Annotated in this window: 24 protein-coding genes, 4 tRNA genes and 1 pseudogene; 2 read left to right on the forward strand and 27 right to left on the reverse strand. The window is 70.9% G+C overall.

Annotated features, from left to right (window positions below; translation table 11 throughout):
• Window position 1 precedes the first annotated feature (1 nt).
• The 23 genes from rplJ to ABZV78_RS12755 form a co-directional block, all read right to left on the reverse strand.
• Entirely contained in the window at window positions 2-547 is a 546-nt protein-coding gene (gene rplJ, locus ABZV78_RS12645) for a 50S ribosomal protein L10 (RefSeq protein ID WP_355638015.1), read from the reverse strand.
• Between the two features lie 313 nt (window positions 548-860).
• Window positions 861-1,550: a hypothetical protein gene (locus tag ABZV78_RS12650; RefSeq protein WP_355638017.1), complete on the reverse strand. Its 690-nt coding sequence runs from the start codon at window positions 1,548-1,550 to the stop codon at window positions 861-863.
• Complete coding sequence (locus ABZV78_RS12655; protein WP_355638019.1) at window positions 1,547-2,329, reverse strand: ATP-binding cassette domain-containing protein; 783 nt, start codon at window positions 2,327-2,329, stop codon at window positions 1,547-1,549. The genes ABZV78_RS12650 and ABZV78_RS12655 overlap by 4 nt, the downstream gene beginning before the upstream one ends.
• A 79-nt stretch (window positions 2,330-2,408) precedes the next feature.
• The gene (gene rplA / locus ABZV78_RS12660; RefSeq protein WP_355638021.1) at window positions 2,409-3,125 is read right to left on the reverse strand and encodes a 50S ribosomal protein L1; all 717 of its coding nucleotides are present in this window, start codon (window positions 3,123-3,125) and stop codon (window positions 2,409-2,411) included.
• An 82-nt stretch (window positions 3,126-3,207) separates the two neighbouring features.
• On the reverse strand, window positions 3,208-3,639 hold the full coding sequence (rplK, locus tag ABZV78_RS12665; protein ID WP_091262825.1) for a 50S ribosomal protein L11: 432 nt from the start codon (window positions 3,637-3,639) through the stop codon (window positions 3,208-3,210).
• Between the two features lie 186 nt (window positions 3,640-3,825).
• Window positions 3,826-4,548, reverse strand: coding sequence for a transcription termination/antitermination protein NusG (gene nusG / locus ABZV78_RS12670; protein WP_046567240.1), 723 nt, complete (start codon window positions 4,546-4,548; stop codon window positions 3,826-3,828).
• 35 nt (window positions 4,549-4,583) lie between these two features.
• Window positions 4,584-4,991 (reverse strand): preprotein translocase subunit SecE, encoded by a 408-nt coding sequence (gene secE, locus ABZV78_RS12675; RefSeq protein ID WP_355638023.1) that lies wholly within the window; start codon window positions 4,989-4,991, stop codon window positions 4,584-4,586.
• Window positions 4,992-5,205: 214 nt separating this feature from the next.
• Window positions 5,206-5,278 (reverse strand) — tRNA-Trp (locus ABZV78_RS12680).
• 126 nt (window positions 5,279-5,404) lie between these two features.
• Entirely contained in the window at window positions 5,405-5,797 is a 393-nt protein-coding gene (locus tag ABZV78_RS12685) for a MaoC/PaaZ C-terminal domain-containing protein (RefSeq protein WP_355638025.1), read from the reverse strand.
• Between the two features lie 3 nt (window positions 5,798-5,800).
• Window positions 5,801-6,247 carry a MaoC family dehydratase N-terminal domain-containing protein gene (locus tag ABZV78_RS12690; RefSeq protein WP_355638027.1) on the reverse strand — a complete coding sequence of 149 codons (447 nt, stop codon included), beginning with the start codon at window positions 6,245-6,247 and terminating at the stop codon, window positions 5,801-5,803.
• Window positions 6,248-6,367: 120 nt separating this feature from the next.
• A complete protein-coding gene (gene rpmG, locus ABZV78_RS12695) occupies window positions 6,368-6,535 on the reverse strand; it encodes a 50S ribosomal protein L33 (protein WP_067301359.1) in 168 nt (55 codons plus the stop codon).
• 132 nt (window positions 6,536-6,667) lie between these two features.
• A tRNA-Met gene (locus tag ABZV78_RS12700) sits at window positions 6,668-6,740 on the reverse strand.
• A 25-nt stretch (window positions 6,741-6,765) separates the two neighbouring features.
• Window positions 6,766-6,838 (reverse strand) — tRNA-Thr (locus tag ABZV78_RS12705).
• 97 nt (window positions 6,839-6,935) lie between these two features.
• Window positions 6,936-9,464 (reverse strand): bifunctional diguanylate cyclase/phosphodiesterase, encoded by a 2,529-nt coding sequence (locus tag ABZV78_RS12710; protein ID WP_355638029.1) that lies wholly within the window; start codon window positions 9,462-9,464, stop codon window positions 6,936-6,938.
• A 674-nt stretch (window positions 9,465-10,138) separates the two neighbouring features.
• Window positions 10,139-11,332 carry an epoxide hydrolase family protein gene (locus tag ABZV78_RS12715; RefSeq protein WP_355638030.1) on the reverse strand — a complete coding sequence of 398 codons (1,194 nt, stop codon included), beginning with the start codon at window positions 11,330-11,332 and terminating at the stop codon, window positions 10,139-10,141.
• A gap of 256 nt (window positions 11,333-11,588) precedes the next feature.
• A complete protein-coding gene (locus ABZV78_RS12720) occupies window positions 11,589-12,101 on the reverse strand; it encodes a hypothetical protein (protein WP_355638032.1) in 513 nt (170 codons plus the stop codon).
• Window positions 12,102-12,144: 43 nt separating this feature from the next.
• A complete protein-coding gene (locus ABZV78_RS12725) occupies window positions 12,145-12,798 on the reverse strand; it encodes a methyltransferase domain-containing protein (protein WP_355638034.1) in 654 nt (217 codons plus the stop codon).
• Between the two features lie 136 nt (window positions 12,799-12,934).
• Complete coding sequence (locus ABZV78_RS12730) at window positions 12,935-13,501, reverse strand: GNAT family N-acetyltransferase (RefSeq protein ID WP_355638035.1); 567 nt, start codon at window positions 13,499-13,501, stop codon at window positions 12,935-12,937.
• A 45-nt stretch (window positions 13,502-13,546) separates the two neighbouring features.
• Window positions 13,547-13,996 (reverse strand): hypothetical protein, encoded by a 450-nt coding sequence (locus tag ABZV78_RS12735; RefSeq protein WP_355638037.1) that lies wholly within the window; start codon window positions 13,994-13,996, stop codon window positions 13,547-13,549.
• A gap of 264 nt (window positions 13,997-14,260) precedes the next feature.
• Entirely contained in the window at window positions 14,261-14,518 is a 258-nt protein-coding gene (locus tag ABZV78_RS12740) for a hypothetical protein (protein WP_355638039.1), read from the reverse strand.
• A gap of 11 nt (window positions 14,519-14,529) precedes the next feature.
• Entirely contained in the window at window positions 14,530-14,775 is a 246-nt protein-coding gene (locus tag ABZV78_RS12745; protein ID WP_355638041.1) for a hypothetical protein, read from the reverse strand.
• A gap of 233 nt (window positions 14,776-15,008) precedes the next feature.
• Window positions 15,009-15,392, reverse strand: coding sequence for a DUF2750 domain-containing protein (locus tag ABZV78_RS12750; protein ID WP_355638043.1), 384 nt, complete (start codon window positions 15,390-15,392; stop codon window positions 15,009-15,011).
• Between the two features lie 172 nt (window positions 15,393-15,564).
• A tRNA-Tyr gene (locus tag ABZV78_RS12755) sits at window positions 15,565-15,648 on the reverse strand.
• Between the two features lie 148 nt (window positions 15,649-15,796).
• On the opposite strand from ABZV78_RS12755, the gene ABZV78_RS12760 reads away from it, so the two are divergent.
• Window positions 15,797-16,291, forward strand: a complete 495-nt coding sequence (locus tag ABZV78_RS12760) for a YajQ family cyclic di-GMP-binding protein (RefSeq protein WP_355638045.1) — start codon at window positions 15,797-15,799, stop codon at window positions 16,289-16,291.
• Between the two features lie 237 nt (window positions 16,292-16,528).
• Here ABZV78_RS12760 and ABZV78_RS12765 read toward each other — a convergent pair whose 3' ends face one another.
• Window positions 16,529-16,924 carry a hypothetical protein gene (locus ABZV78_RS12765; RefSeq protein WP_355638047.1) on the reverse strand — a complete coding sequence of 132 codons (396 nt, stop codon included), beginning with the start codon at window positions 16,922-16,924 and terminating at the stop codon, window positions 16,529-16,531.
• 411 nt (window positions 16,925-17,335) lie between these two features.
• Between ABZV78_RS12765 and ABZV78_RS12770 the strand changes: the two genes are divergently transcribed.
• Window positions 17,336-17,647, forward strand: coding sequence for a putative quinol monooxygenase (locus tag ABZV78_RS12770; protein ID WP_355638049.1), 312 nt, complete (start codon window positions 17,336-17,338; stop codon window positions 17,645-17,647).
• A gap of 142 nt (window positions 17,648-17,789) precedes the next feature.
• Here the strand turns inward: ABZV78_RS12770 and ABZV78_RS12775 are convergent, their stop codons facing one another.
• From ABZV78_RS12775 to ABZV78_RS12785, 3 genes and pseudogenes are all read right to left on the reverse strand, one after another.
• Window positions 17,790-19,049, reverse strand: a complete 1,260-nt coding sequence (locus tag ABZV78_RS12775) for an MFS transporter (RefSeq protein ID WP_355638051.1) — start codon at window positions 19,047-19,049, stop codon at window positions 17,790-17,792.
• A gap of 136 nt (window positions 19,050-19,185) precedes the next feature.
• On the reverse strand, window positions 19,186-20,064 hold the full coding sequence (gene htpX, locus ABZV78_RS12780; RefSeq protein WP_355638053.1) for a zinc metalloprotease HtpX: 879 nt from the start codon (window positions 20,062-20,064) through the stop codon (window positions 19,186-19,188).
• Window positions 20,065-20,212: 148 nt separating this feature from the next.
• Window positions 20,213-21,496 (reverse strand): annotated as a pseudogene (locus tag ABZV78_RS12785) (proton-conducting transporter membrane subunit); the annotation flags it as partial.
• Between the last annotated feature and the right edge of the window lie 89 nt (window positions 21,497-21,585).

Below are 21,585 nucleotides of genomic sequence, written 5' to 3' on the forward strand. Positions count from 1 at the left end.
CTCAGGCCGCCTCGGCGCCCTCCTTCTCGCGCTTGTCCGCCAGGGCGGCCGCCGCGCGGGCAGCCTTGGAGAGCGGAGCCTGGAACAGGGCCGCGGCCTTGCTCAGGTTGCCCTTCATCGCGCCGGCCAGCTTGGCCAGCAGCACCTCGCGGGACTCCAGGTCGGCGAGCTTCGTGACCTCGGCCGCGGAAATGGCCTTGCCCTCGAAGACACCGCCCTTGATGACGAGCTTCGGGTTGGCCTTCGCAAAGGCGCGAAGCCCCTTCGCCGCCTCGACGACGTCGCCCGAAACGAAAGTCAGCGCGGTAGGACCGGTGAACAGCTCGTCGAGGCCGGAGATGCCCGCATCGGTCGCCGCACGCTTGGCCAGCGTGTTCTTCGCGATCGTGTAGCTGGTCTCCTTGCCGAGCGAGCGCCGCAGCTGGGTGAGCTGCGAAACCGTGAGCCCGCGGTACTCGGTCAGCACGGTCGCCCCCGCGTTGCGGAAGCTCTCGGTCAGCTCAGCGACGGCCGTGGCCTTGTCGGCCCGGATCGGCTTGTCCGCCATGTCCCTCCTCTCTCGTTGCTCGGAGCTGGTACGCCGGCGACGAGCGAAGGCTCGCGACGGCGGCGGAGGCATCACGACAACGAGAAAAGCCCCGGCGCAGGGCGCACGGGGCGAGGGCCGGCATCATGATCGCGGTCGGCGGACCACGCACAGCACCGATTTTCGCTTGCCGCCCTACGCGGGTCGCCCGTCATCGCGGGACCTTCGACCGTGCCAGGGCACGGTGACCAGCGGTCTTTGGGTGGAACTACGCGACCAGGTTACGCGACGTGTCCCGTAACCTCCAAATCGCCCCCGGAGTGCTCCCCGTCACTCAGGCGCGGCTCCGGCGGCCCCAGGCGTAGCCGGTCAGCGCCACGGCCGCCCAGGCCAGCGCCCAGGCGGTCAGCAGCAGGCCGGTGGACGCCGCCAGCGGGCCCGCCAGCGCCCGGGCGGTGGGCAGCACCGGCGGGACCAGCCAGGGCGCCACCGAGCCGGACAGGCCGAGGACCAGCGCGGTCACCGCGCCGAGGGTGAGCACGGCGACGCCGTAGCCGGCGCTGCGGGTGATCGCCCGGCTGGCCAGGGCGCCCAGCGCCACCGCCGCTGGCAGGGCGAGCAGGTGGGCCCAGAGGCCGAGCGCCAGCCCCTCGGCCAGCGGCCGGTCCCCCGGTCCGGTCGGGCCGGTCACCCCGCCGACCAGCCAGGGGAAGACCAGCGCGACGGCCACCGTGCCGAGGCCGGCCGCGGCCGCCGCGAGCAGGCCGGCGGCCCGCTCCCGCGCCGGGCCGATCACCACCCGGGCCAGCCGGCGCTGCACGTCGGGCTCGACGTCGAGCAGGATCTTGGTCTGCCAGGCGAGCACCGGGAAGAGCACCACCGCCGAGACGCCGTAGGCCTCCGCGGGCTGGGCCCGGCCACCGCCGTAGAGGACGCCGAGGGCCAGCAGGCCGGCCAGCACCGGGGCCAGCGCCCGCCCGGTACGCAGGAAGCCGGCCAGCCGCAACCGGACGAGGGCGGTCACCGGGCCACCTCGGGGGCGGAACCGGATCGCGTGGCGGGGGGCGGGACGGCGTGGTCGCGTATCCGGAGGACGTGGTGGCCGTCGGCGCGCAACCGGGCGACGGCGGCGGTGACCCCGGCGGCCGGGACCGCCAGCTCAACCACGACGGTGGCCGCGGCCCCGGACGGCGCCGCCTCGGCGACCGTGCCGTCGGCGACCGACCAGTGCCGGGCGCCGGGGAGCCGGACCGTCTCGCCGCGGTGGTCGCTGACCAGCACCGTGCCGCCGTCGGCCAGCACCTCGCCGATCAGCTCGGGCACCAGGTCGCGGGCGGCGGCGTCGAGCCCCTCCCACGGCTCGTCGAGGACGAGCAGGCCGGGCGGGCGGAGCAGCGCCTGGGCCAGGCCGACCTTCTGCGCGGTGCCCTTGGACAGTTGGGGCAGCCGCACCCCGTGGAAGCGCGCCAGGCCGAGCCGGTCGACCCAGCGCCGCACCGCCCGGTCGGCCTCCGCGGCGGAGAGGCCGGACACCCGGGCCATCGCGGTGAGGTAGACCCCCACGGTGAAGGGCTGGTCGGCGGGGAAGCGCTCCGGCACCCAGCCGACGGTCGCCGGCCGGTCGACCACCCGGCCCCGGGTCGGCCGGAGCACGCCGGCGGCGAGCTGGAGCAGGGTGGACTTGCCCACGCCGTTGCGCCCGAGCACCACCGCCGCCTCGCCCGCGCCGATCGCCACGTCGGTCTCCCGCAGCACCCACGGGCCGCGCCGGTGGTACCGCAGCCAGACGCCTTCCAGCCGCATGCGCCGAGCCTGCCACACCGGACAGACGGACGGGGCCCCGCCACCGGGTGGTGGCGGGGCCCCGTCAGGGCAGTCGTGCTCAGGCCTCGGCCGAAGCCTCGGTCAGGTTCTTCACCACGTTCGGGTCGACCGGGACGCCCGGGCCCATGGTGGTGGTGAGGGTGACCTTCTTCAGGTACTTGCCCTTGGCCGCGGACGGCTTCGAGCGCAGGACCTCGTCCAGCACCGCCGCGTAGTTGTCGATCAGCTGGGTCTCGGAGAACGAGGCCTTGCCGATGATCAGGTGGAGGTTGGAGTGCTTGTCCACCCGGAAGGTGATCTTACCGCCCTTGATGTCCGCGACGGCCTTGGTGACGTCCATGGTCACGGTGCCGGTCTTCGGGTTCGGCATCAGGCCGCGCGGGCCCAGGATCCGCGCGATCCGACCGATCTTGGCCATCTGGTCCGGGGTGGCGATCGCCGCGTCGAAGTCCAGCCAACCGCCCTGGATCCGGGCGACCAGCTCGTCGGTGCCCACCTCGTCCGCACCGGCGGCGGCGGCCTCCTCGGCCTTCGCGCCGGCGGCGAAGACGATCACGCGGGCGGTCTTACCGGTGCCGTGCGGCAGGTTGACCGTGCCGCGGACCATCTGGTCCGCCTTGCGGGGGTCGACGCCGAGGCGCATGGCGACCTCGACCGTGGCGTCGAACTTGACGTTGGTGGTCTCCTTGGCCAGCTTGACGGCCTCGGCGGGGGTGTAGAGCTTCGACCGGTCGATGACCTCGGCGGCCTTGCGGTAGCTCTTGCTGCGCTGCATTTCTCGTAACTCCTGTGGTTGATGGCGGGCCCGCGACTCGCGGCCCTCCCACGAACTGATCGGGTGGAGCGGTGAGCCGAGGTCAGTCGGCGACGGTCAGGCCCATCGACCGGGCGGTGCCGGCGATGATCTTCTCGGCCTGCTCGATGTCGTTGGCGTTGAGGTCCGCCATCTTCTTCTCGGCGATCTCCCGGAGCTGGGCGCGGGTCACCGAGCCGACCTTCTCCGTGTGCGGGACGCCCGAGCCCTTCTGCACGCCGGCGGCCTTGATCAGCAGCCGGGCGGCGGGCGGGGTCTTCAGCACGAAGGTGAAGGTGCGGTCCTCGTAGACGCTGATCTCGGCGGGGACGATGTCGCCCCGCTGGGACTCGGTCTGCGCGTTGTAGGACTTGCAGAACTCCATGATGTTCACGCCGTGCTGGCCGAGCGCCGGGCCGACCGGCGGCGCCGGAGTGGCCTGGCCCGCCGGCAGCTGAAGCGTGAACGTCTTGACGAGCTTCTTCTTCGGAGGCATGTCTCTTCCTGGGGCTTGGAACTGGGATTTTCGCCGGCCCGCGGGCGCGCACGGTCAGCGCGGTGCGGACAGCCGACGTTCTAGGGTAGCGCAGCCTCGCGCCACACTCCCCGCCGAGGTCCGGCGGACGGCGAAAACGACGCACCGGCGGCCGGCCGGGAGGCCCACCGCCGGTGCGGACGTACGTCAGATCTTGGCGACCTGGTTGAAGTTGAGCTCGACCGGGGTCTCCCGGCCGAAGATCGACACCAGGACCTTGAGCTTCTGCTGGTCGGCGTTGATCTCGCTGATCGTCGCCGGCAGCGAGGCGAAGGCACCGTCGGTGACGGTGACCGAGTCGCCGACCTCGAAGTCGAGGACCTTGACCTCGGGCTTGGCCTTCTTCTGCTCGGTCTCGACCGCCGGGGCCAGCCACTTGAGCACCTCGTCGAGGCTCAGCGGCGCCGGCCGGTCGGCCCGGTCGGTCGCGCCGACGAAGCCGGTGACCCCCGGGGTGTTCCGGACGCAGGAGTAGGACTCCGCGGTCAGCTCCATCCGGACCAGGATGTAGCCCGGGAAGACCTTCGCCTGGACCTGCGACCGCTTGCCGTTCTTGACCTCGACCTCTTCCCGGGTCGGCACCTCGACCTGGTAGATGAAGTCCTCCATGTCGAGGGAGGTGATCCGGGTCTCGAGGTTGGTCTTGACCTTGTTCTCGTAGCCGGCGTACGAGTGCACCACGTACCAGTCGCCCGGCGCGTAGCGCAGCTTCTGGCGCAGCTCGGCGACCGGGTCGAAGTCCTCGTCCGGGGCGGGCTCGGTGGTCGGGAACTCCGGCTCGCTGGCGGCCTCGACCGACTCATCGTTGGCCGCCGTCGCCACCGTGGACTGCTCGTCCGGGGTCTCGGCGGTCTCGTCGTACTCAGGCACGCTCGCTCACTTCCGTCACTATCGCTGTCCGCAGGTCAGCTCGGGTTGCCGAAGACCCACAGCACCGCCTTCGCGAAGCCGTAGTCCAGGCCGGCCACGATCGCCAACATCACGGCGACGAACGTGACCACAACGGCCGTGTAGGTCAGCAGCTCCTTGCGGGTCGGCCAGATGACCTTACGCAGCTCGGCCACGACCTCGCGGAAGAAACGCGCGATGCGGGCGAACAGCCCGATCCGCTCGGTGTCCTTCCGGGTCTTCCGGCCCTCGGTGGAATCGGCGCGGGCCCGCTTGCGGGTGGCGGTGCCGCCCCGGGAGACGGGCTCGTCCGCGTCGGTGGCGTCGTCGTCGGCCACGCCGTCGTCGGCCACGCCGTCGACGGTCGCGTCGTCGTCCAGACGCTCGTCGCCGGCGTCCTCGCCGCGCCGCTTGCTCTCGGCCACTTCGCCCTCCGTGCGGGATATCGGGTCGCACGCCGGGCGGCGTGCGCGGCGTGTGGTCACGCCGGCCGGACCAACCGTCCCGCGACGGGCCGCGGCCGGCGGACCGACCGGGAGGGCCCCGAATGCCTCGGAACCAACCCCGCCGATGCCACCACCACGGGCCGGGCGCCGCCCTGCGGCGGCGCGACCCACGGGAACGGTCAGGCCTGAGGCGCAGGGGTGACAGGACTTGAACCTGCAGCCTGCGGTTTTGGAGACCGCTGCTCTGCCAATTGAGCTACACCCCTGTGCGGCAACTCACCCCACCCGGACACGCAGTGCCGAGCAGGGGTCACTTGCCCCACGGCGGACCAGTGTACGGGTAGTCGTGCGACTTTCCCAACCGGTCCACCCCTCGCGCGTCGAACGGATCCTCAGCGAGGCGTCCGGACGGTCGCCCGAGCCTGCGACAGCACCTTCTCCCCCAGGCAGGTCGCGGTGATGTCGAGCCTGGTCAGGCCGTCGTCGGTGGTCTCCTTGATCACCGCGGAGACCTCGACCTCGGCGCCCTCGTCGGTGTCCGGCACGACCACCGGGCGGGTGAACCGGACGTTGAAGTCGACCACCGCGTCCGCCGCGCCGGCCCAGGTGGTGACCGCCCGGCCGACCAGCGCCATGGTGAACATGCCGTGGGCGATCACCCCCGGCAGGCCGACCTTGGTGGCCGTCCGGTCGCTCCAGTGGATCGGATTGAAGTCGCCCGAGGCGCCCGCGTAGCGGACCAGGTCCGCGCGGGTCACCCGGAACGTCTGGGTGGGCAGTTCCATCTCTCAGGCCTCCCCGCGTACGACGATCTTGGACCAGACGGCCACCACCGGCTCACCGGCGACGGTGCTCACGTCGGTGCGGGTGGTCAGGAAGCCGTGCCCGCCCCGGGTGGTGACCTCCTCGATGGTGTTCACGCAGATCAGCTCGTCCCCGGCCACCACCGGCCGGGTGTACGCGAAGCGCTGGTCGCCGTGCACCACCCGGCTGTAGTCGACGCCCAGCGCCGGGTCCTCGACGATCTGCCGGCTCGCGGCCATGGTCACGATCACCGGGAAGGTCGGCGGGGCCACCACGTCGGGGTGGCCGAGCGCCCGCGCGGCCGCCGGGTCGTGATGCGCCGGGTCGGTCGCGCCGATGGCGGCGGCGAACTCGCGGATCTTTTCTCGGCCCACCTGGTAGGGGGCGGTCGGCGGATAGGTCCGGCCGACGAAGGACGGGTCCAGGGACATGCCGCGAACCTACACGCAAAGCACGAACGCCGATCCGTACGGGCGGGCGGCTCGGAGGCCGCCGTCCGTGCGGACCGGCGTTCGGGTAGCTGTCTGCGGGCCGGCCGTGCCGGCCGCGGGTCAGCGGGTCTCGCGGTGGATGGTGTGCTTGCCGTCCCGGGGGCAGAACTTCTTCAGCTCGATGCGGTCCGGGTCGTTACGGCGGTTCTTGCGCGTGATGTAGTTGCGCTCCTTGCACTCCACACACGCCAAAGTGATCTTCGGCCGGACATCGGTCGCCTTCGCCACGGCGGAGTGCCTTCCTCGCTCACGGGTAACAACTACGGCGCATCAGCCTACGCGCTGACTACGCGGACATGCAAAGTGGGCGCCTGTGGCGCCCATCCCACCGACCACCGGGCGGGGCCCGGAGGACGAGAGTAGCGGTGGCCGGACTTGAACCGGCGACACAGCGATTATGAGCCGCTTGCTCTGCCATCTGAGCTACACCGCCGTGGCGGGTCCAGCCGGACCCTCTGAGCCCCCTTACGGAATCGAACCGTAGACCTTCTCCTTACCATGGAGACGCTCTGCCGACTGAGCTAAGGGGGCCTACCCGATCACCCCGGTGGGGTGTCGCGCAGAGGAAACAGTACACGACCCCGCCGCCGAGGTGAAATCGGATCCCCCCTTAAGGCGTCCGGGCAGCTCAGGGCACCACACGCAGGCGCGGCAGCTCGCTGGCGCCGACCGTCTCCGGGTCGACCTGGGCGCCGAACCAGGCCTCCAACCGCTCGTACGGCAGGGGCCGGCTGAACAGGAAGCCCTGGCCGATCTCGCAGCCGATGTCCTGGAGCAGCTCCAGGGTCAGCTCGCTCTCCACGCCCTCGGCCACCACGGCCAGGCCGAACTGCTGGGAGAGCGTCACCACGGCGTTGACGATGGCCAGGTCGCCCGGGTCCGTCGCCATCCCCTGCACGAACGAGCGGTCGACCTTGACCTCGTGCACGGGCAGCCGCCGCAGCTGGGCCAGGGACGAGTTGCCGGTGCCGAAGTCGTCCACCGAGAGCCGGACACCGAGGTCGCGCAGGCGCTTCAGGGTCGGGATGGGACGTTCGGTGCCGTCCAGGACCCCGGCCTCGGTGATCTCCAGGGTGAGCCGCTGCGGCGGCACGCCGTATTCGTCGAGCAGGTCCCGCACCAGCGCCGGGAAGTGCTGGTCGGTGAGCGTCCGGGCGGCGAGGTTGACCGAGACGGCGAGGGCCTGCTCGCCGTGGCTCCAGTCCCGGCTGCGCCGCAGGCTCTCCCGCAGCACGAACTCGGTGAGCCGGCCGAGCTGGCCGGTGTGCTCGGCCACCGCGACGAAGTCGTCCGGGAGCACCGTGCCGTGCGCCGGGTGCTCCCAGCGCGCCAGGCCCTCCACCCCGACCAGGCGCCGGTCCCGCAGTGTGACCTTGGGCTGGAAGTAGACCTCCAGCTTGCCGTCGTCCAGCGCCCGGCGCAGGTCGCCGGCGAGGCCCAGCCGGCGCAGCGAGCGGGACTCCAGCGCCGGACTGTAGAGCTGCACGCTGCCCGGGACCGACTTGGCCGCCGTGGCAGCCAGGTCGACCCGCTGGAGCAGCGTCACCGCGTCGCTGCCGTGCTCCGGGTGGACGGCGACTCCGACCGCGGTGTCCACGTCCAGGGTGAGCGCGTCGAAGACCATCTCGTCGCGGATCTGCTCGCGCAACTGGCCGGCCAGCTCCAGCGCCGCCTCGGTGCTCTCCAGCCGCAGCGTCACCAGGAACTCGTCGCCACCGGCCCGGCCGACCAGGGCCGAGGAGGGCGCGCAGGCGCGCAGGCGCTCGGCCACCTCGACGAGGACCTTGTCGCCGGCCGCGTGGCCGAGCGACTCGTTGACCTGGCGCAACCGGTCGACGTCGAAGAGCAGCAGCGCCACCACCTCGCCGGGCGCCGCGATCCGGACCGCCTCGGTCACCGCCGCGGTGACCCGCCGGCGGTTGGGCAGCTTGGTCAACGCGTCGTGCTCGGCGTCGTGCCGCAGCCGGTCGACCAACCGCGAGTTCTCCAGGGCGACCGCGGCGTGCGCGGCGACGGTCTCGAAGACCGCGATGTCCGCCGAGGTGAAGTGGTTGCCGTCGCCGAGCCGGTTGGCCACCTCCAGGGTGCCGATCACCACCGGACCGGAGCGCAGCGGCACCACCACGGCGTCCTTGACCCGCCGCTCCCCCAGCTCCGCCCGGAACTCGCCGTCGGTGGTCACCCCACGGCCGAACGCGACCGTGCGGCGGCTGTCCCGCACCTTGTCCCGGAGCGCCTGCGGCGTGGGGGCCATGTCCAGCAGCCCCGGGTCGTCGACCCGGGCGGTCAGCAGCGTCTCCGGGTGCCGCCCCTGGGCCGGGAGCCAGAGCGTCGCGTACTCGGCCTGCATGAGGGCGCGGACCCGGCCGAGCAGGGCGTCGGCCAGGGTGCCGCTCTGCCCGCTCTCGACCACGGCGCGGGTCAGCTCGTAGAGGTCGGTCAGGGTGCGGTGCTGCCGGAAGAACTGCGCGTACGACCGGTAGACCGGCACCAGCCCGGCGCCGAGCGCGGCGAGCAGCAGCAGCGACCACCAGGTGCTGTCGACCAGGATCAGCATGATCAGGCCGACCGTCACGTTGATCGCCGCGGTCAGCAGCGCGGTCCTGGCGCTGCGCAGCGCCCCGCGGCCGGTCTGCCAGCCGTGCAGGAGGGTGTGCACGGCGACCACGCTGACCACGCTCACCAGCAGCACCATGCTCACGGCGGCGAAGATGCTGACCCAGGTGCGCGGCCCCACCGTGACCATCGGCGGGAACGCCTGGAGGACCAGCACGGCCAGCGAGGTGCCGGCCGCGGCCCGCGCGACGTTGAACCAGACCTTCGGCGCCGACAGCCGGTGCCGAATGTGGGTGATCAGCGTGGCCAATGTGTAGATGAGTACGACCGTCAGCGGCGGCAGGAAGTAGAGCGCCAGGACCAGCGGAAGTTCGGTCAGCGTGACGCCCAGCGTCTGCCGGCGGACGACCAGGCTGAGCAGCGGCAGCCCGGCTGCGGTCATGAGGACCAGGAAGAGCGCCGCCTGCGGCCAGTGGCCGAAGGGGTGGTCGGCGAGCAGGCCGGTCACCGTGGCGCAGGCCACGGCGACCAGGGCCATCGGCGCCGTGATGATCCAGGCGTCCTCAGACGACCTGCGCCGTGGCTGACCGCGACCGATCATGCCGCTCCTTTTCATTGGCGGCGCGCCGTCCCGTCACCGGCACGGGTCGATCTCCGGCTGGCGCGATGCTCGTGTCAACCGGAGATCGACAAGGGTGGACCGGAGACCCGGTCACTGCCAGATGAGGTCCTGGGTCTGCGCGCCCCCCGTGCTGCCATCGAAGTCGACGCCGCCGACACCACCGATGAGGGCGGCGAGAACGAGAAGTGAGCCAAGCAGCCGGCCCAACCTTCGACCAGACATGATTGCTCCTGTCGAGAGAGTTTCAGCGATGGTGGAGGTTCCACGATCGTGCCACACGTGGAGCACGCGGAAAAGCAGTGGAGGGCCCCCCTCGCGGCGGCAGACAGGGAAATCATCCGTTCGACCAGCACGCCCGCCCCTCCGGCCCAGCCTGCTGTCACGATCGGTCCCGGCGCTGCTACGGAAGGCGCGCACAACGACTTCCCGGTTAAACCACACGTAAGACTAGATTCGCCTACCAGGCATGATGATCGGCGATCATGACCACAATGGACGGCTAACCGGGCGGCGACGGGCATCCCGTCGAACAGACTCCACCATCTTCGATGGCCGGGCAAGAGGCTCCGGCTGTCCGATTCGCGCACCTCGACCGGGAGCGGATCAAGAGCTGGTCCGGATCCGTCCCGACGAACGGCAGGGCTGCGGCTGGCTCAGGATTGCCGCAGCGGCCGGAACGCGGCCCGCACCTCGGTAGCGAACAGTTCGGGCTCCTCCCAGGCGGCGAAGTGGCCGCCCTTGTCGACCTCGTTGAAGTACGCGACGCCGGGGTAGACCATCTCGATCCAGCTGCGCGGGGCAGCCCAGAGCTCCCCGGGGAACACGGTGAAGCCGACCGGAACCCTGACGGGCGGAGGAGCCTGGCCCGACGCACTGGCTGCGGCCCGGAACCGGCCGAATTCCCAGTACCACCGGGCGGATGAGGCGCCGGTGCCCGTCAGCCAGTACAGCGTGATGTTGTCGACGATGCTGTCCCGGGTGAGGCCGCCCACCGGCTTGCCGTCGACGAAGGCGCGGGAGATCTTGTAGTAGCTGTCGGTGTCATGGTCAAGCATCCAGGCCGCCAGCCCGACGGGTGAATCCAGCAGGGAGTAGCCGATCGTCTGCGGCCGAGTGGACTGCTCCAGGAAGTAGCCGAAGCCGTCCGTCGTGAACGTGTTCAGCGCGTCGAGCGCCGCGCGTTCCTGCTCGGAATTCGCCGGCAGCTTGTCCTTGATACCGATCGCCCCGGAGAGCAGGGTGAGGTGGATGCCGAGCAGCCCCTCGGGTGCCAGACGGCCCATCGCGTCGGTGACGGCGGCGCCTACGTCGCCCCCCTGGGCGACGTAGCGCTGGTAGCCGAGGCGGCTCATCAGCTCCGCCCATGCGCGTGCGATGCGGCCGTTCTCCCAGCCGAGCTCGGTCGGCTCGCCGGAGAATCCGTAGCCGGGCAGGGACGGCAGCACCAGGTGGAAGGCGTCCTCGGGGGTGCCGCCGTGCGCGGTGGGGTCGGTGAGCGGGCCGATGGACCCGAGCAGCTCGACGACCGAGCCCGGCCAGCCGTGCGTCATGATCAGCGGCAGGGCGTTCTCGTGCGGCGACCGCACGTGGATGAAGTGGATCTCGACGCCGTCGAGGTAGGTCGTGAACTGCGGCAGGGCGTTCAGCTTCGCCTCGCAGGCGCGCCAGTCGTGCTCGCTCGTCCAGAAGCGGGCCAACTCCTGGACCGTCGCCAGCTGCACGCCCTGGGAGCGATCGGTGACCAGCTCCCGGGTGGGCCAGCGCGTGGCCTCGATCCGGCGCCGCAGGTCGGCGAGCGCTTCTTCCGGCGCGTCGAGCCGGAAGGGACGGATTTCCTCGTTGGCCATGTTTCTCCACCTGCCGGATCGCGTCGACCGGCGCCGGGGCGCCGGCGGGGGCTGGCACGCGCCCAGTCTCGCAGCGGCCCGGCGACCGGCGGACCGAAACGCGAATTCGCGCGACCCCGGCAACCGTGCGTTGCCCGAGGGTCATCCGGGGTCAGGCCGGTCAGGCCAGCCAATCGGTCACGTCGAGGTGCCGGCATCGCAGGCACAGCGGTTCCCCGATGCGCAGCCGGCGTGGGCGAGGACCAGGACCGGGAGGTCATTCCGGCGGAAGAGCTCGGCCACGAACTGGTTGGCTGAGGCCATGACCTGCGACAGCAGCGCGTGATGGAAGGTGCTGAGCCCAGGGTGGGGTGTATCGGCTCACGTAGTCGCGTGCACGAGGAACCGGGTCCTGCCAGTACTGGTCCGGCATGCGGGAGTAGTGCGTCTCGCAGAACTCAGCGAGGCTGTCTACGATCTTGATGCTCTCCAGCGGGCGGCCTTCGAAGGCTGTGTTGACCGCCAGCAGTTGCGGCTCGGGATTCCAGCCCGAGTGGTCGAACGCCCAGCCATCCCAGACCGCGTAGGCGTGGAAGACCTGCCAGCCGCCTGCCAAGCGCACCCCTGCTACCTCGATCGGCCGGTCCGGGTAGGCATCCCGGCAGACCCAGGCCAGGATGTGACACGCCCCGGCAGCGAAGAATGCCTGGTCGGTCCGCTCCCACGCGACGCGCTGATCTGAGCGCTCGATCGCCGTCCGACGAAACGCTCCCGCTGCTTCGGCCGCCACAGCCGGATGTTAACGGCAGCCCGACACCCGGCGCTCATGCCGCTCAGGCACGGCGGAACTCCGCGCGCCAGCGGATCCCACCGTCGGGGGCGACGATCTCCTCGACCCGGGCCGGGGTCAGCGGGCCGGCCGCGAAGGCGTCGACCTCAGCCCGGACCAGCGGCCAGGGCGGGCCCTCGACGACCTCGTCGTCCCGCCGGCCGGCCGCGATCACCAGCAGCGTCCCGCCCGGCGCGACCAACCGGCCGACCGCCGGGATCGCCCGCTGCCGCAGCTCAGCCGGCAGTGCCTGCACGTTCATGCTCTCCAGCACGAAATCGAACCCGCCCAGCCAGTCGTGCGGCGGGTCGAGCAGGTCGGCGGTCTCGTACCGGACCGGGGAGTCCGGGTGGCGGCTGCGGGCCGCCCGCACCGCCGTGGGAGAGATGTCGAAGGCGACGGTGGCGAAGCCGAGGCGGGCCAGATGTTCGGCGTCGCGGCCGAAGCCGCACCCGACGACCACGGCGCGCCGATCGGATCCGTCCGGCCGGGTCCGGTCGGTCCACTCGCTGAGCAGGGAATGCGCCCGGTCGAGGTCCCACGGGACGACCGCCTCGCCCCGCTCGGCTTCGGCGTAGAGCCGCTCGAACCAGCCGGCCGGATCGCTCTCGGCGGTGGCCGGAGAAGACAACTGCTGGGTCAGATCGTTGTCGGGCACGGACAACCCCTCGCCTCCGGCGAAGCCCTGGACCCGTGGCTTCGAGTCGGCGCGAAGGGCCTCACCGTGTTGGTCGCCCACCCTAGTCTCCTGGTGCCCGATCAGACGGACCACCAACGGCGACAGCGGTCATCCACTATCGCCGGGGCGCTCCGAGATCACCGGGCACCAGCGAGAACAGGATGACATCGACCCGGCCAGCATGGATGAGACCAGCATTTCGCATGATGCCTTCTCGATGCAGCCCCGCGCGCTCAGCCACTTTCTGAGAGGCGACATTGTCAACCGCTGCCTTCAGCTCCATACGCTCGAAACCCTGGTCGGCCAAGAGCCAGCGCCCCACCACCCGAGTCGCTTCGGTCGCGACTCCGCGTCCTCTGGCCCAAGGGGCGATCCAGTAGCCGACCTCACTGATTCGCGCGCCCCAGTCGGTCTTCTTCAGACCGACCGTGCCCAGGAGATGATCGTTCCTCGCGTCGGTGATCGCGAAGTGGATACCGTCACCGGACTCCCGCAAGGCATGCGCGACCTTCGTACACCAAGCAGTGGCGTGGTCGAGCGTGTATGGCTGAGGTAGTGGCAGCCACCGTTGCGTCAACTCGTCCGAACACCCCGCCTGAGTAGCCTCGACGTCCTCGCTGGTGAACGGCCGGAGAGTCAGAGCCCCTTCATGTATCGACACCTCAGGAAAGGCGTGCGCCATGCGCGTCTCTTTCTCGGCATCGGCCGGGCTGGCCGGCCACACCTGCTACGTCTCGTCAGGATCTTCGAGGTGCGACCTGTCATTGAGGTCGACCACCATGGCCCCCAGGAAGCGGGCCCCGCAGCTATCGCAGAAGGCCCCCTCCGCTGCGCCGTCAACTACCAGCTGGCCCTCCGTACCTGGGTCGCCGAGGTACCACTGGCCACGCAGCATGACCATCAGCTTCGGCCACCGCGGGTCACAGGAGCACACGGTGTTCTCAGGCTCGCGCGCCCAATCGAACGGGGGCGGCGTGCCTGGTTCGATGATGAAGTTGCCCGGGTAGGTCGCGGCGCACTCGACGCACCGGGCTGACAGCTCCAATAGCCTGGTCATCGGACTGCCATGCTCGGATGGTTGGCATGGCATGACATGGCCGTTCATCTCCGTCACCAGAGCCGGCCACTGGGGCCGACAGCGGCACGTGGGCTTCTTGGTCCTGAACAGCTTGATCACGTACGCTCCCGCACTCTGACGTTGAGGCGAGGAGCCTAGCGGGCGGTTTGATCCTCGGGGCTCCGCCCCGAACCCCGGCCTTCCCTCGGAGATCGGCGGACGGGGGATCTCCTCGGTCAGGCACCACGAGGGCTACGCAAGAACCCCCGGCCGGTCGATCAGGCGCAACAGCGGTCAGCAATGGCAGGAGACGAGATTCGGCGGATGCGGCGGTCCACCTGGCAGGCGCGGGGCTCGAAAGCAGCCCTTGACCTCGCGGGAGCGCTAGCAGTCCGCGGCCTCTTCGTCAGCCTTCTCATCGTTCAACCGCTGCCGGTCGGACCATACGCGCCAGAGCTCGTGCTGCCGCAGAACCGAACTCAAGCCGAGCAGAGCGACGGAGACGATGAAACAAGCGAAGGCCACCAAGGCGAGGACCAGGGACCGATCCCCGCTGCCGGCAAGTAGCAGTATCAGCCCTCCAGCGCCGGAGGCGACCATCAGCGCAGCCAAGCCGCGGTTCTCCGGTGGCTCCGCCTCCATGCCGGGCTCCCTCACTCTCGTCCGCTGTCGTGAGCGGTTGGTCTGTGGCCCGTGCTTCGAATTGCCGATTCGATGCGGAGTAGGAGGCCGCCGCCGATGAGTACGGCACCGATGAAGAAACCGACCTCGTAGCCGGGCGTTTGGTAGTTGACCATGATCACGATGACTCCTGCGGCTGCCGCGAGGCTGCCCCAGAAGCCGGTCAGTGCACCAGGTCTTGTCGACCAGTGGGGCTCGCGGTTCCGCTCCGTGTCCATCGCGGCAGTCTAGGCAGGTAATGATCATGACGTTGTACCCCTGAGCGGGCACGTACAGCCATCCGTACAGCCAAGCCCGCCCGCGGACGTCGACACTGCCCGACAACGACGGACCGAATGACCATGTCCGCAGTTACCTGACCAGCCATCCGCGATCTTCTTCTAATCCCAAGGCCCCGGCCGCCGGCGCCGCAGTCCTTGGCACCTATCGGGGGAAGGGGGCAGCCTGGCGGTCAATCAATCGCAGATGTAGGCGATGAGCTGCCTTCAAGCCCGGCGAACCAGCCGAGCATGTCTTGAGGGCTCACGTCGTAGCCGGTGGCTCGTTCCCCGCTCCAGTTGACGCCGATCAGGACCCCCTGCTCCGCTAACCAGGGCACAAAGTCGTGCAGCCACTGATCGAACGGCATGGAGTCGATCTCGAGCCCGTTGTAAGCGGGCACCTGTTCGACCACACGTTGCGCCCGTGACCGCAGCGACCAGAAGGGCATCGCCCGGCTCCCATCGGGCTTGTGGGGCGCGATGTAGGAGCCGTCATCCTCTAGGAGGGTCCAAACACGCCCGGCAGCAGGAGCCTCGCTCCTGAACGCAGCAGAGTGAGCAGCACTGACAGTCAAACCGTGCCTCCCGAACGTGCCGGCGCTTCTGCGGACCTCACCGACAACCCGCCTACGTGCCCGTTGCGTGCCCGATCAGCCAGTAAACCGGGGGCACTCGCGGTCAACAGCAGCAGGAGACGACAAAGGCCTCTGAACCGCGTTTTCGCAGGTCAGAGGCCTTGCCGTTCCCTGGTGGCGGGTAGAGGATTCGAACCTCTGTAGCTTTCGCGACGGATTTACAGTCCGCTCCCATTGGCCGCTCGGGCAACCCGCCAGGGCACCCCACCGCGTCGTGACGCGGCGGCGGAAGCAAGGATAGCGGTTGCCCCCGGGTCGGTCGCAACCGGGTACCGTCAGGGGGTCCCACCACTGGTCAGTGGGGGACGGATCAGGACAGACCGCCGGACAGCAGGAGCATGAGCATGGCAGCGAACCCGTCGTTCGACATCGTGAGCAAGGTTGACCGGCAGGAGGTCGACAACGCCCTCCGCCAGGCGGAGAAGGAGCTCGCGACGCGGTTCGACTTCCGCGGCACGGGCGCCGAGATCTCCTGGTCGGGCGAGGAGGCGATCAGCCTGCAGGCGGAGACCGAGGAGCGGGTCCGGGCCGCGCTGGAGGTCTTCAAGGAGAAGCTGGTCAAGCGGAACATCTCGCTCAAGTCGCTGGACGCCGGTGACCCCCGCGCGTCGGGCAAGGTCTTCAAGGTCGATGCCAAGGTGATCCAGGGCATCGACTCGGACAAGGCCAAGGCGATCAGCAAGAAGATCCGCGACGAGGGCCCGAAGGGCGTCCAGGCGCAGATCCAGGGCGACCAGCTCCGGGTCACCGGCAAGAAGAAGGACGACCTCCAGGCCGTCATCGCGCTGCTCAAGGGCGAGGACTTCGGCGTCGCCCTCCAGTTCACCAACTACAGGTAAGGCGATCCCGGCCGGCCTGGTTATCGCCCCGGCCGCGCCTTCTCACCTGAGCAGAGTTCGTCACCAGTGGTCGCCGTTGGTCGCTCACGATCGACCTCCGACGGCCTGGTGACGGCCTGGAACTGGTCCTCGTCGACCGGCGCCGACCCAAGACTCTCTAGCCTTCGCTGGTAAGAGGATGACGCCCTGGCGGGGCACCGCGGGTGCCCCCGATGGTGATCTACATGTGCCGACTGGCTAACCGACCGGGAAGACGGATGCGTGGCTCTGCGGGCATTGCCAGCAGGCAGCCCCATTGACGAGGGCCGCGATCGGAGGATGAGAGTGGCCGGGCAGACATCCGGGCCAGTCGGTGTCGCCCTCATCGAACTCCTTTTCCTGCAGCAGGTCGGCCAGCTCGACAACCGCCAGCTCCAGCTCGCAGGTTGGACGCAGGCTACCCAGGCTGCCCTCGTGCACCTGCCCACGCCTGCCGAAGCACACATGCAAGGCGTCGAGGGCGTCCAGGTATACCCCCATCGGGTGAATGACGGCCCCCCGACCGGCGAAGTCCTGCGCCACCCGGTGCACCGCGCGCTCGTAACACGCCAGAGCGCCGAGCAGCAGCTCGTCATCCTCGTCGCTGTTCGGCACTGGGCTAGGCTAATGGACCTCCTGGTCCGCGACGAGCGGCCCGAAATCAGACGTGGAAGCCTGGCGCGGCGAGCACTGCGACGACTGCACACCTCTCCCTGTCGCTGCCGCACCGGGGGACGCCGGCCTCCGTCTCGACGCCGGTCCGCCCAGCCCCTGCGGTGGTGACCGACGCTGCTGTTCGTCGCCGCCCCCAGCTCGCCATGGGCACCTCCTGGCGAAGCGTCGGACGGTGTGCCCCGTGGCCGACAGACGTCGTGACCCCCTCGTTCGCATGGCAGGGCCCGGGTCGTCGCGATACTCGCTTAGCCGCCACGGCAAGCGGTAATCTCCGAGGCCGGGTCAGCAGTTCGCCAGCTACCAACAGGGGCACCGCGCACCGGGCGACGGCCGCGGACGACCGTCAGTGAGGTGGGAACCGACGTGCCGTACGGCTATCTCGGGTCGATGAGGACGACGCCCGGCTGCCGGGACGACGTCGTGGCCATCCTGTTGAGCGGCGTCGAGGGGCTCCGCGAGGTGGGCTGCGAACTCTACGTGGTGGGCGTCTCCGACCAGGACGACGTCACCATCTGGGTCACCGAGGTGTGGCGGAGCAAGGAGCACCACGACGCCTCCCTGCGGCTTCCGGAGACCCGGGCCGCCATTGCCCGGGCCATGCCGATGCTCACCGGCGAGTTCACCCGCCAGGAACTGACGGTGCTCGGCGGGCTCGGGATCTGAGCCGCCGACCACCCTCAGCGCGAGAAGATCAGTAGCAGGATCACGGTCACGACCGCGCTGATCAGGATCGAGCCGAGACAGCCGACCCGGTTCGAGAAGAAGACGAACATGCCACGGCTTTACCCCGTCTGCGGCAATGTGATCAGGCGACGAGCGACTGCTCGGCGCGTACCGCGGTGGCCTCGGCGCGGGCGATCGGGCCGGCGGGGAGCGCGGCGACCGCGGCCCCGACGGCGACCGCCGCCCCGGCGAAGAGGAACGCCCAGGGCACGCCGCCGGCGTGGTCGACGATCAGGCCGGCCACCGCGCCGCCCGCGGCGCTCGCGGCCACCGACATGGTGACCACCCAGGTGTACGCCTCGTTCAGCATGCCGGCCGGGGCGATCCGGCCGACCAGGGTGTTCTCCAGGGTCAGCGCGGGGGCGATGGTGGCCCCGCCGAGCACCAGCGCGACGCCGAGCGCCGCCGGGGTGGGCATCACCGCGAAGACGGCGAAGCTGGCCGCGACCGCCGCGAGCAGCCAGGCGAACTGGCGGGTCATGTTGGCGGCGGGGCGGCGTACCCCGAACCAGAAACCGCCGAGGGCGCTGCCGATGCCCCAGACGGCGAGCAGCACGCCGGCGAGGCTCTCCGGGTCGTCGGCGGTGGCGTTCCCGGCGAAGGCCGGGACGATGACGCCGGCGGCGCCGAAGGCGATTCCGAGGCTGGCGACGCAGAGCAGCAGGGCCGGGAAGCCGCCGACCCGCAGCGGGCCGAGGCCCTTGGCGTGGTGCTCGCGCGGGTGCGGCTGCCAGCCACGCATCACCCGGCCGAGGGCGACGGCGGTGGTGCCGACCAGGGTGACCACGGCGGCGCCGACCAGCGCGGCGGCGGCGTCGGCGACCAGGACGAAGCCGGCCACCAGCAGTGGGCCGAGCACGAAGACGACCTCGAAGAGGGAGGTCTCCGCGGCGAGCGCGGTGTTGCGCAGGTGGGCTCGCCCGGTGGCGGGGGCGGTGAGGTCGTTCCAGGCGCCCCGGATGGCGGCGGTGAGCGGCGGGTACGTGGCGCCGGCGACGCCGGCGGCCAGGTAGATGAGGGCGAGGCTGCCGGAGCCGGACCGGCTGGCGCCCAGCAGCCCGAAGAGGGCGAGCGGGTGGGCCAGCGCGGTGGCCAGCAGCACCGGGGTGGGGCCGACCCGGTCGGCGATCCGCCCGGCGATCGGGCTGAGCGCGGCGCCGGAGAGGGCGTAGATGCCGCCGGCGACGGCGGCGAGCGAGTAGCGGTCGGTGACCTCCGCGACCACCAGCAGCAGCGCCAGCGGGGTCATGCCGATCCCGAGCCGGCCGATGATGCCGAGAACCAGCAGCATCGGCGCGCCGGGGATCCGCCAGACGCCCAGGTACTGGCGCAGTGCGGCCACGGTCGACCTCCAGGGTGTAATGAGTGAGAGACGTTTCGACCCTAACGCCGGTGCGTATCCGGGGGAAACGGTTTGTGCCCGGACACACCACTCCGCCCGCGTCCGGGTGGACGCGGGCGGACGTGGTCGGTGCGGGTCAGCGCTGGAACTGCACCGGCCCGGAGCTGCGGGCCAGCTGCTCCAGCCGGGCCACGCGCTGCTCCATCGGCGGGTGGGTGGCGAACATCGCGGCGATGCCGCCGCCGCGCTTGAACGGGTTGTCGATCATCAGGTGCGCGGTGCTGGTGAGCTGACCCTGCGGCGGCAGCGGGCGGGCCTGCGTACCGGCGTGGATCTTGCGCAGGGCGCTGGCCAGGGCCAGCGGGTCCCGGCTCAGCTCGGCGCCGGACTGGTCGGCCTGGAACTCCCGGCTCCGGCTGATCGCCAGCTGGATCAGGGTGGCCGCGATCGGGCCGAGGATCAGGGTGAGCAGCAGCACCGCCGGGTTCGGGGCGTCCTCGTCGTCGGAGGAGCCCAGCGGGATGAACCAGGCGATGTTCGCCAGCGCGGTGATGATGCCGGCCAGGCCGGCCGCCACGCTGGAGATCAGGATGTCCCGGTTGTAGACGTGGGACAGCTCGTGCCCGATCACGCCCCGCAGCTCCCGGTAGTCGAGGATCTCGACGATCCCCTGGGTCACGCAGACCGCCGCGTGCTCCGGGTTACGCCCGGTGGCGAACGCGTTGGGCTGCGCCGTCGGGCTCACGTAGAGCCGGGGCATCGGCTTGCCCGCCTGGGTGGCGAGCTCCCGGACCATCCGGTACAGCTCGGGGAACTGTGCCTCGCTGACCGGTTGCGCCCGCATCGAGCGCAGTGCGAGCTTGTCGGAGTAGAAGTAGGTCACGCCGTTCATCAGCAACGAGACGACGACGGCGATGACGAGACCGCCGCTGCCGCCGAACCAGTAGCCGACCGCGAGGATCAGCGAGGTCAACAGGCCGAGCAGCGCTGCGGTCTTGAGACGGTTGTGATGCACGATCGCTCCTTCGGTGCGCGGGCCCGCGCGGGGCCCGCTGACCGGTTCAACAACACCGGTACCCGCCAACCATCCGACTCATGGCTGAAAGTTGGCTGGGGATTTCTGTGAGCGGGCTGTGCCAGCTGCCCATCGCGGGACGAAACCGTCAGCGGGCCGCCACGTCGAGCACCAGTTGCGGGGCGAAGCCGAGCACCACGGCCAACGCCGTGGCGACCCCGAGCGCGACCACCACGACCCGGGCCGGGCGGACCGGGACCTCGCCGGGCGCGGCGTAGAGGGTGGCGGCCAGGCGCAGGTAGTAGGCCAGGCCGAGCACCGCGTTCAGCGCCACCACGAGGGCCAGCCAGCCGGCGTGCCCGGCCAGCAGCGCGCGGACCACGGTCACCTTGGCGAACAGGCCGGCCAGGCCGGGCGGCAGCCCGGCCAGCCCGATCAGGGCGAGCGCGAACGCGCCACCGACCCACGGGTGCCGGCGCGCCGCGCCGCGCAGGTCGGCCAGGGTGCCGCCGTCGCCGTCCGCCGGCCGCAGCGCCACCACCGCGGCGAACGCGGCCAACTCCAGCAGCACGAAGAAGACGGCGTACGCGACGGCCGCGGCGTACGCCCCGGCGCGGGCGTCGGCGGTGCGCCCGGCGGCCAGCGCGAGCGCGCCCAGCGGGGCGAGGATGTAGCCGGCCTGGGCCACCGAGGACCAGGCGAGCAGCCGGACGGTCCGCCGCTGGCGCAGCGCCACGAGGTTGCCCACGGTCATGGTGAGCGCCGCCAGCAGGGCCAGCACCGGGCCGGTCACGGTGGCCGGAAGCGCTCGCTGCACCACGGCGAGCAGGGCCACCACGCCACCCAGCTTCGAGGCGGTCGACAGGTAGGCCGCCACGGGCAGCGGCGCGCCGTCGTAGGTGGCCGGCGCCCAGGCGTGGAACGGCACCGCGGCGACCTTGAAGGCCAGCCCGGCCACCACCAGCGCCACGGCGACCGTGGCCAGCGGCAGGTCGAGCAGCCCCTCCCCGTCGGCGGCGAAGGCCGCGCCGAGCCGGTCGAGGTGCAGGCTGCCGGTCACCGCGTAGAGCAGCGCCGCGCCCAGCAGGGTCACCGTGGTGGCGACCACGCTGACCACGAAGAAGGTCACCGCCGCCTCGGCGCCGGCCAGGCTGCCCCGGCGCAGCCCGACCAGCACGTAGAGCGGCAGGGTGAGCGTCTCCAGCGCCACGACCAGGGTGATCAGGTCGCCGGCCGCGCCGAGCACCACGCCGCCGGTCATCGCGCAGGCGAGCAGGAAGCAGTATTCGCCGACCGGGATCCGGCCGGCGCGCAGCAGCGGGCCGGAGAGCGCCAGCACGCCGAGGGTGAGCAGCGCGATCACGACGGCGACCAGTGCGGCCCGCCCGGTCCAGAGCCAGGAGCAGTCCGCGCCGACGCAGAAGGTGCGCCTTCCGGTCCACCCTGGAGAAGCTCAACGACATGCCGATCGTCGGCGAGGTCCGGGGCGACGGCTACTTCTACGGCATCGAACTGGTCAAG

The organism is Micromonospora sp. NPDC004540, from assembly GCF_040610095.1.
Taxonomy (GTDB): Bacteria; Actinomycetota; Actinomycetes; order Mycobacteriales; family Micromonosporaceae; genus Micromonospora.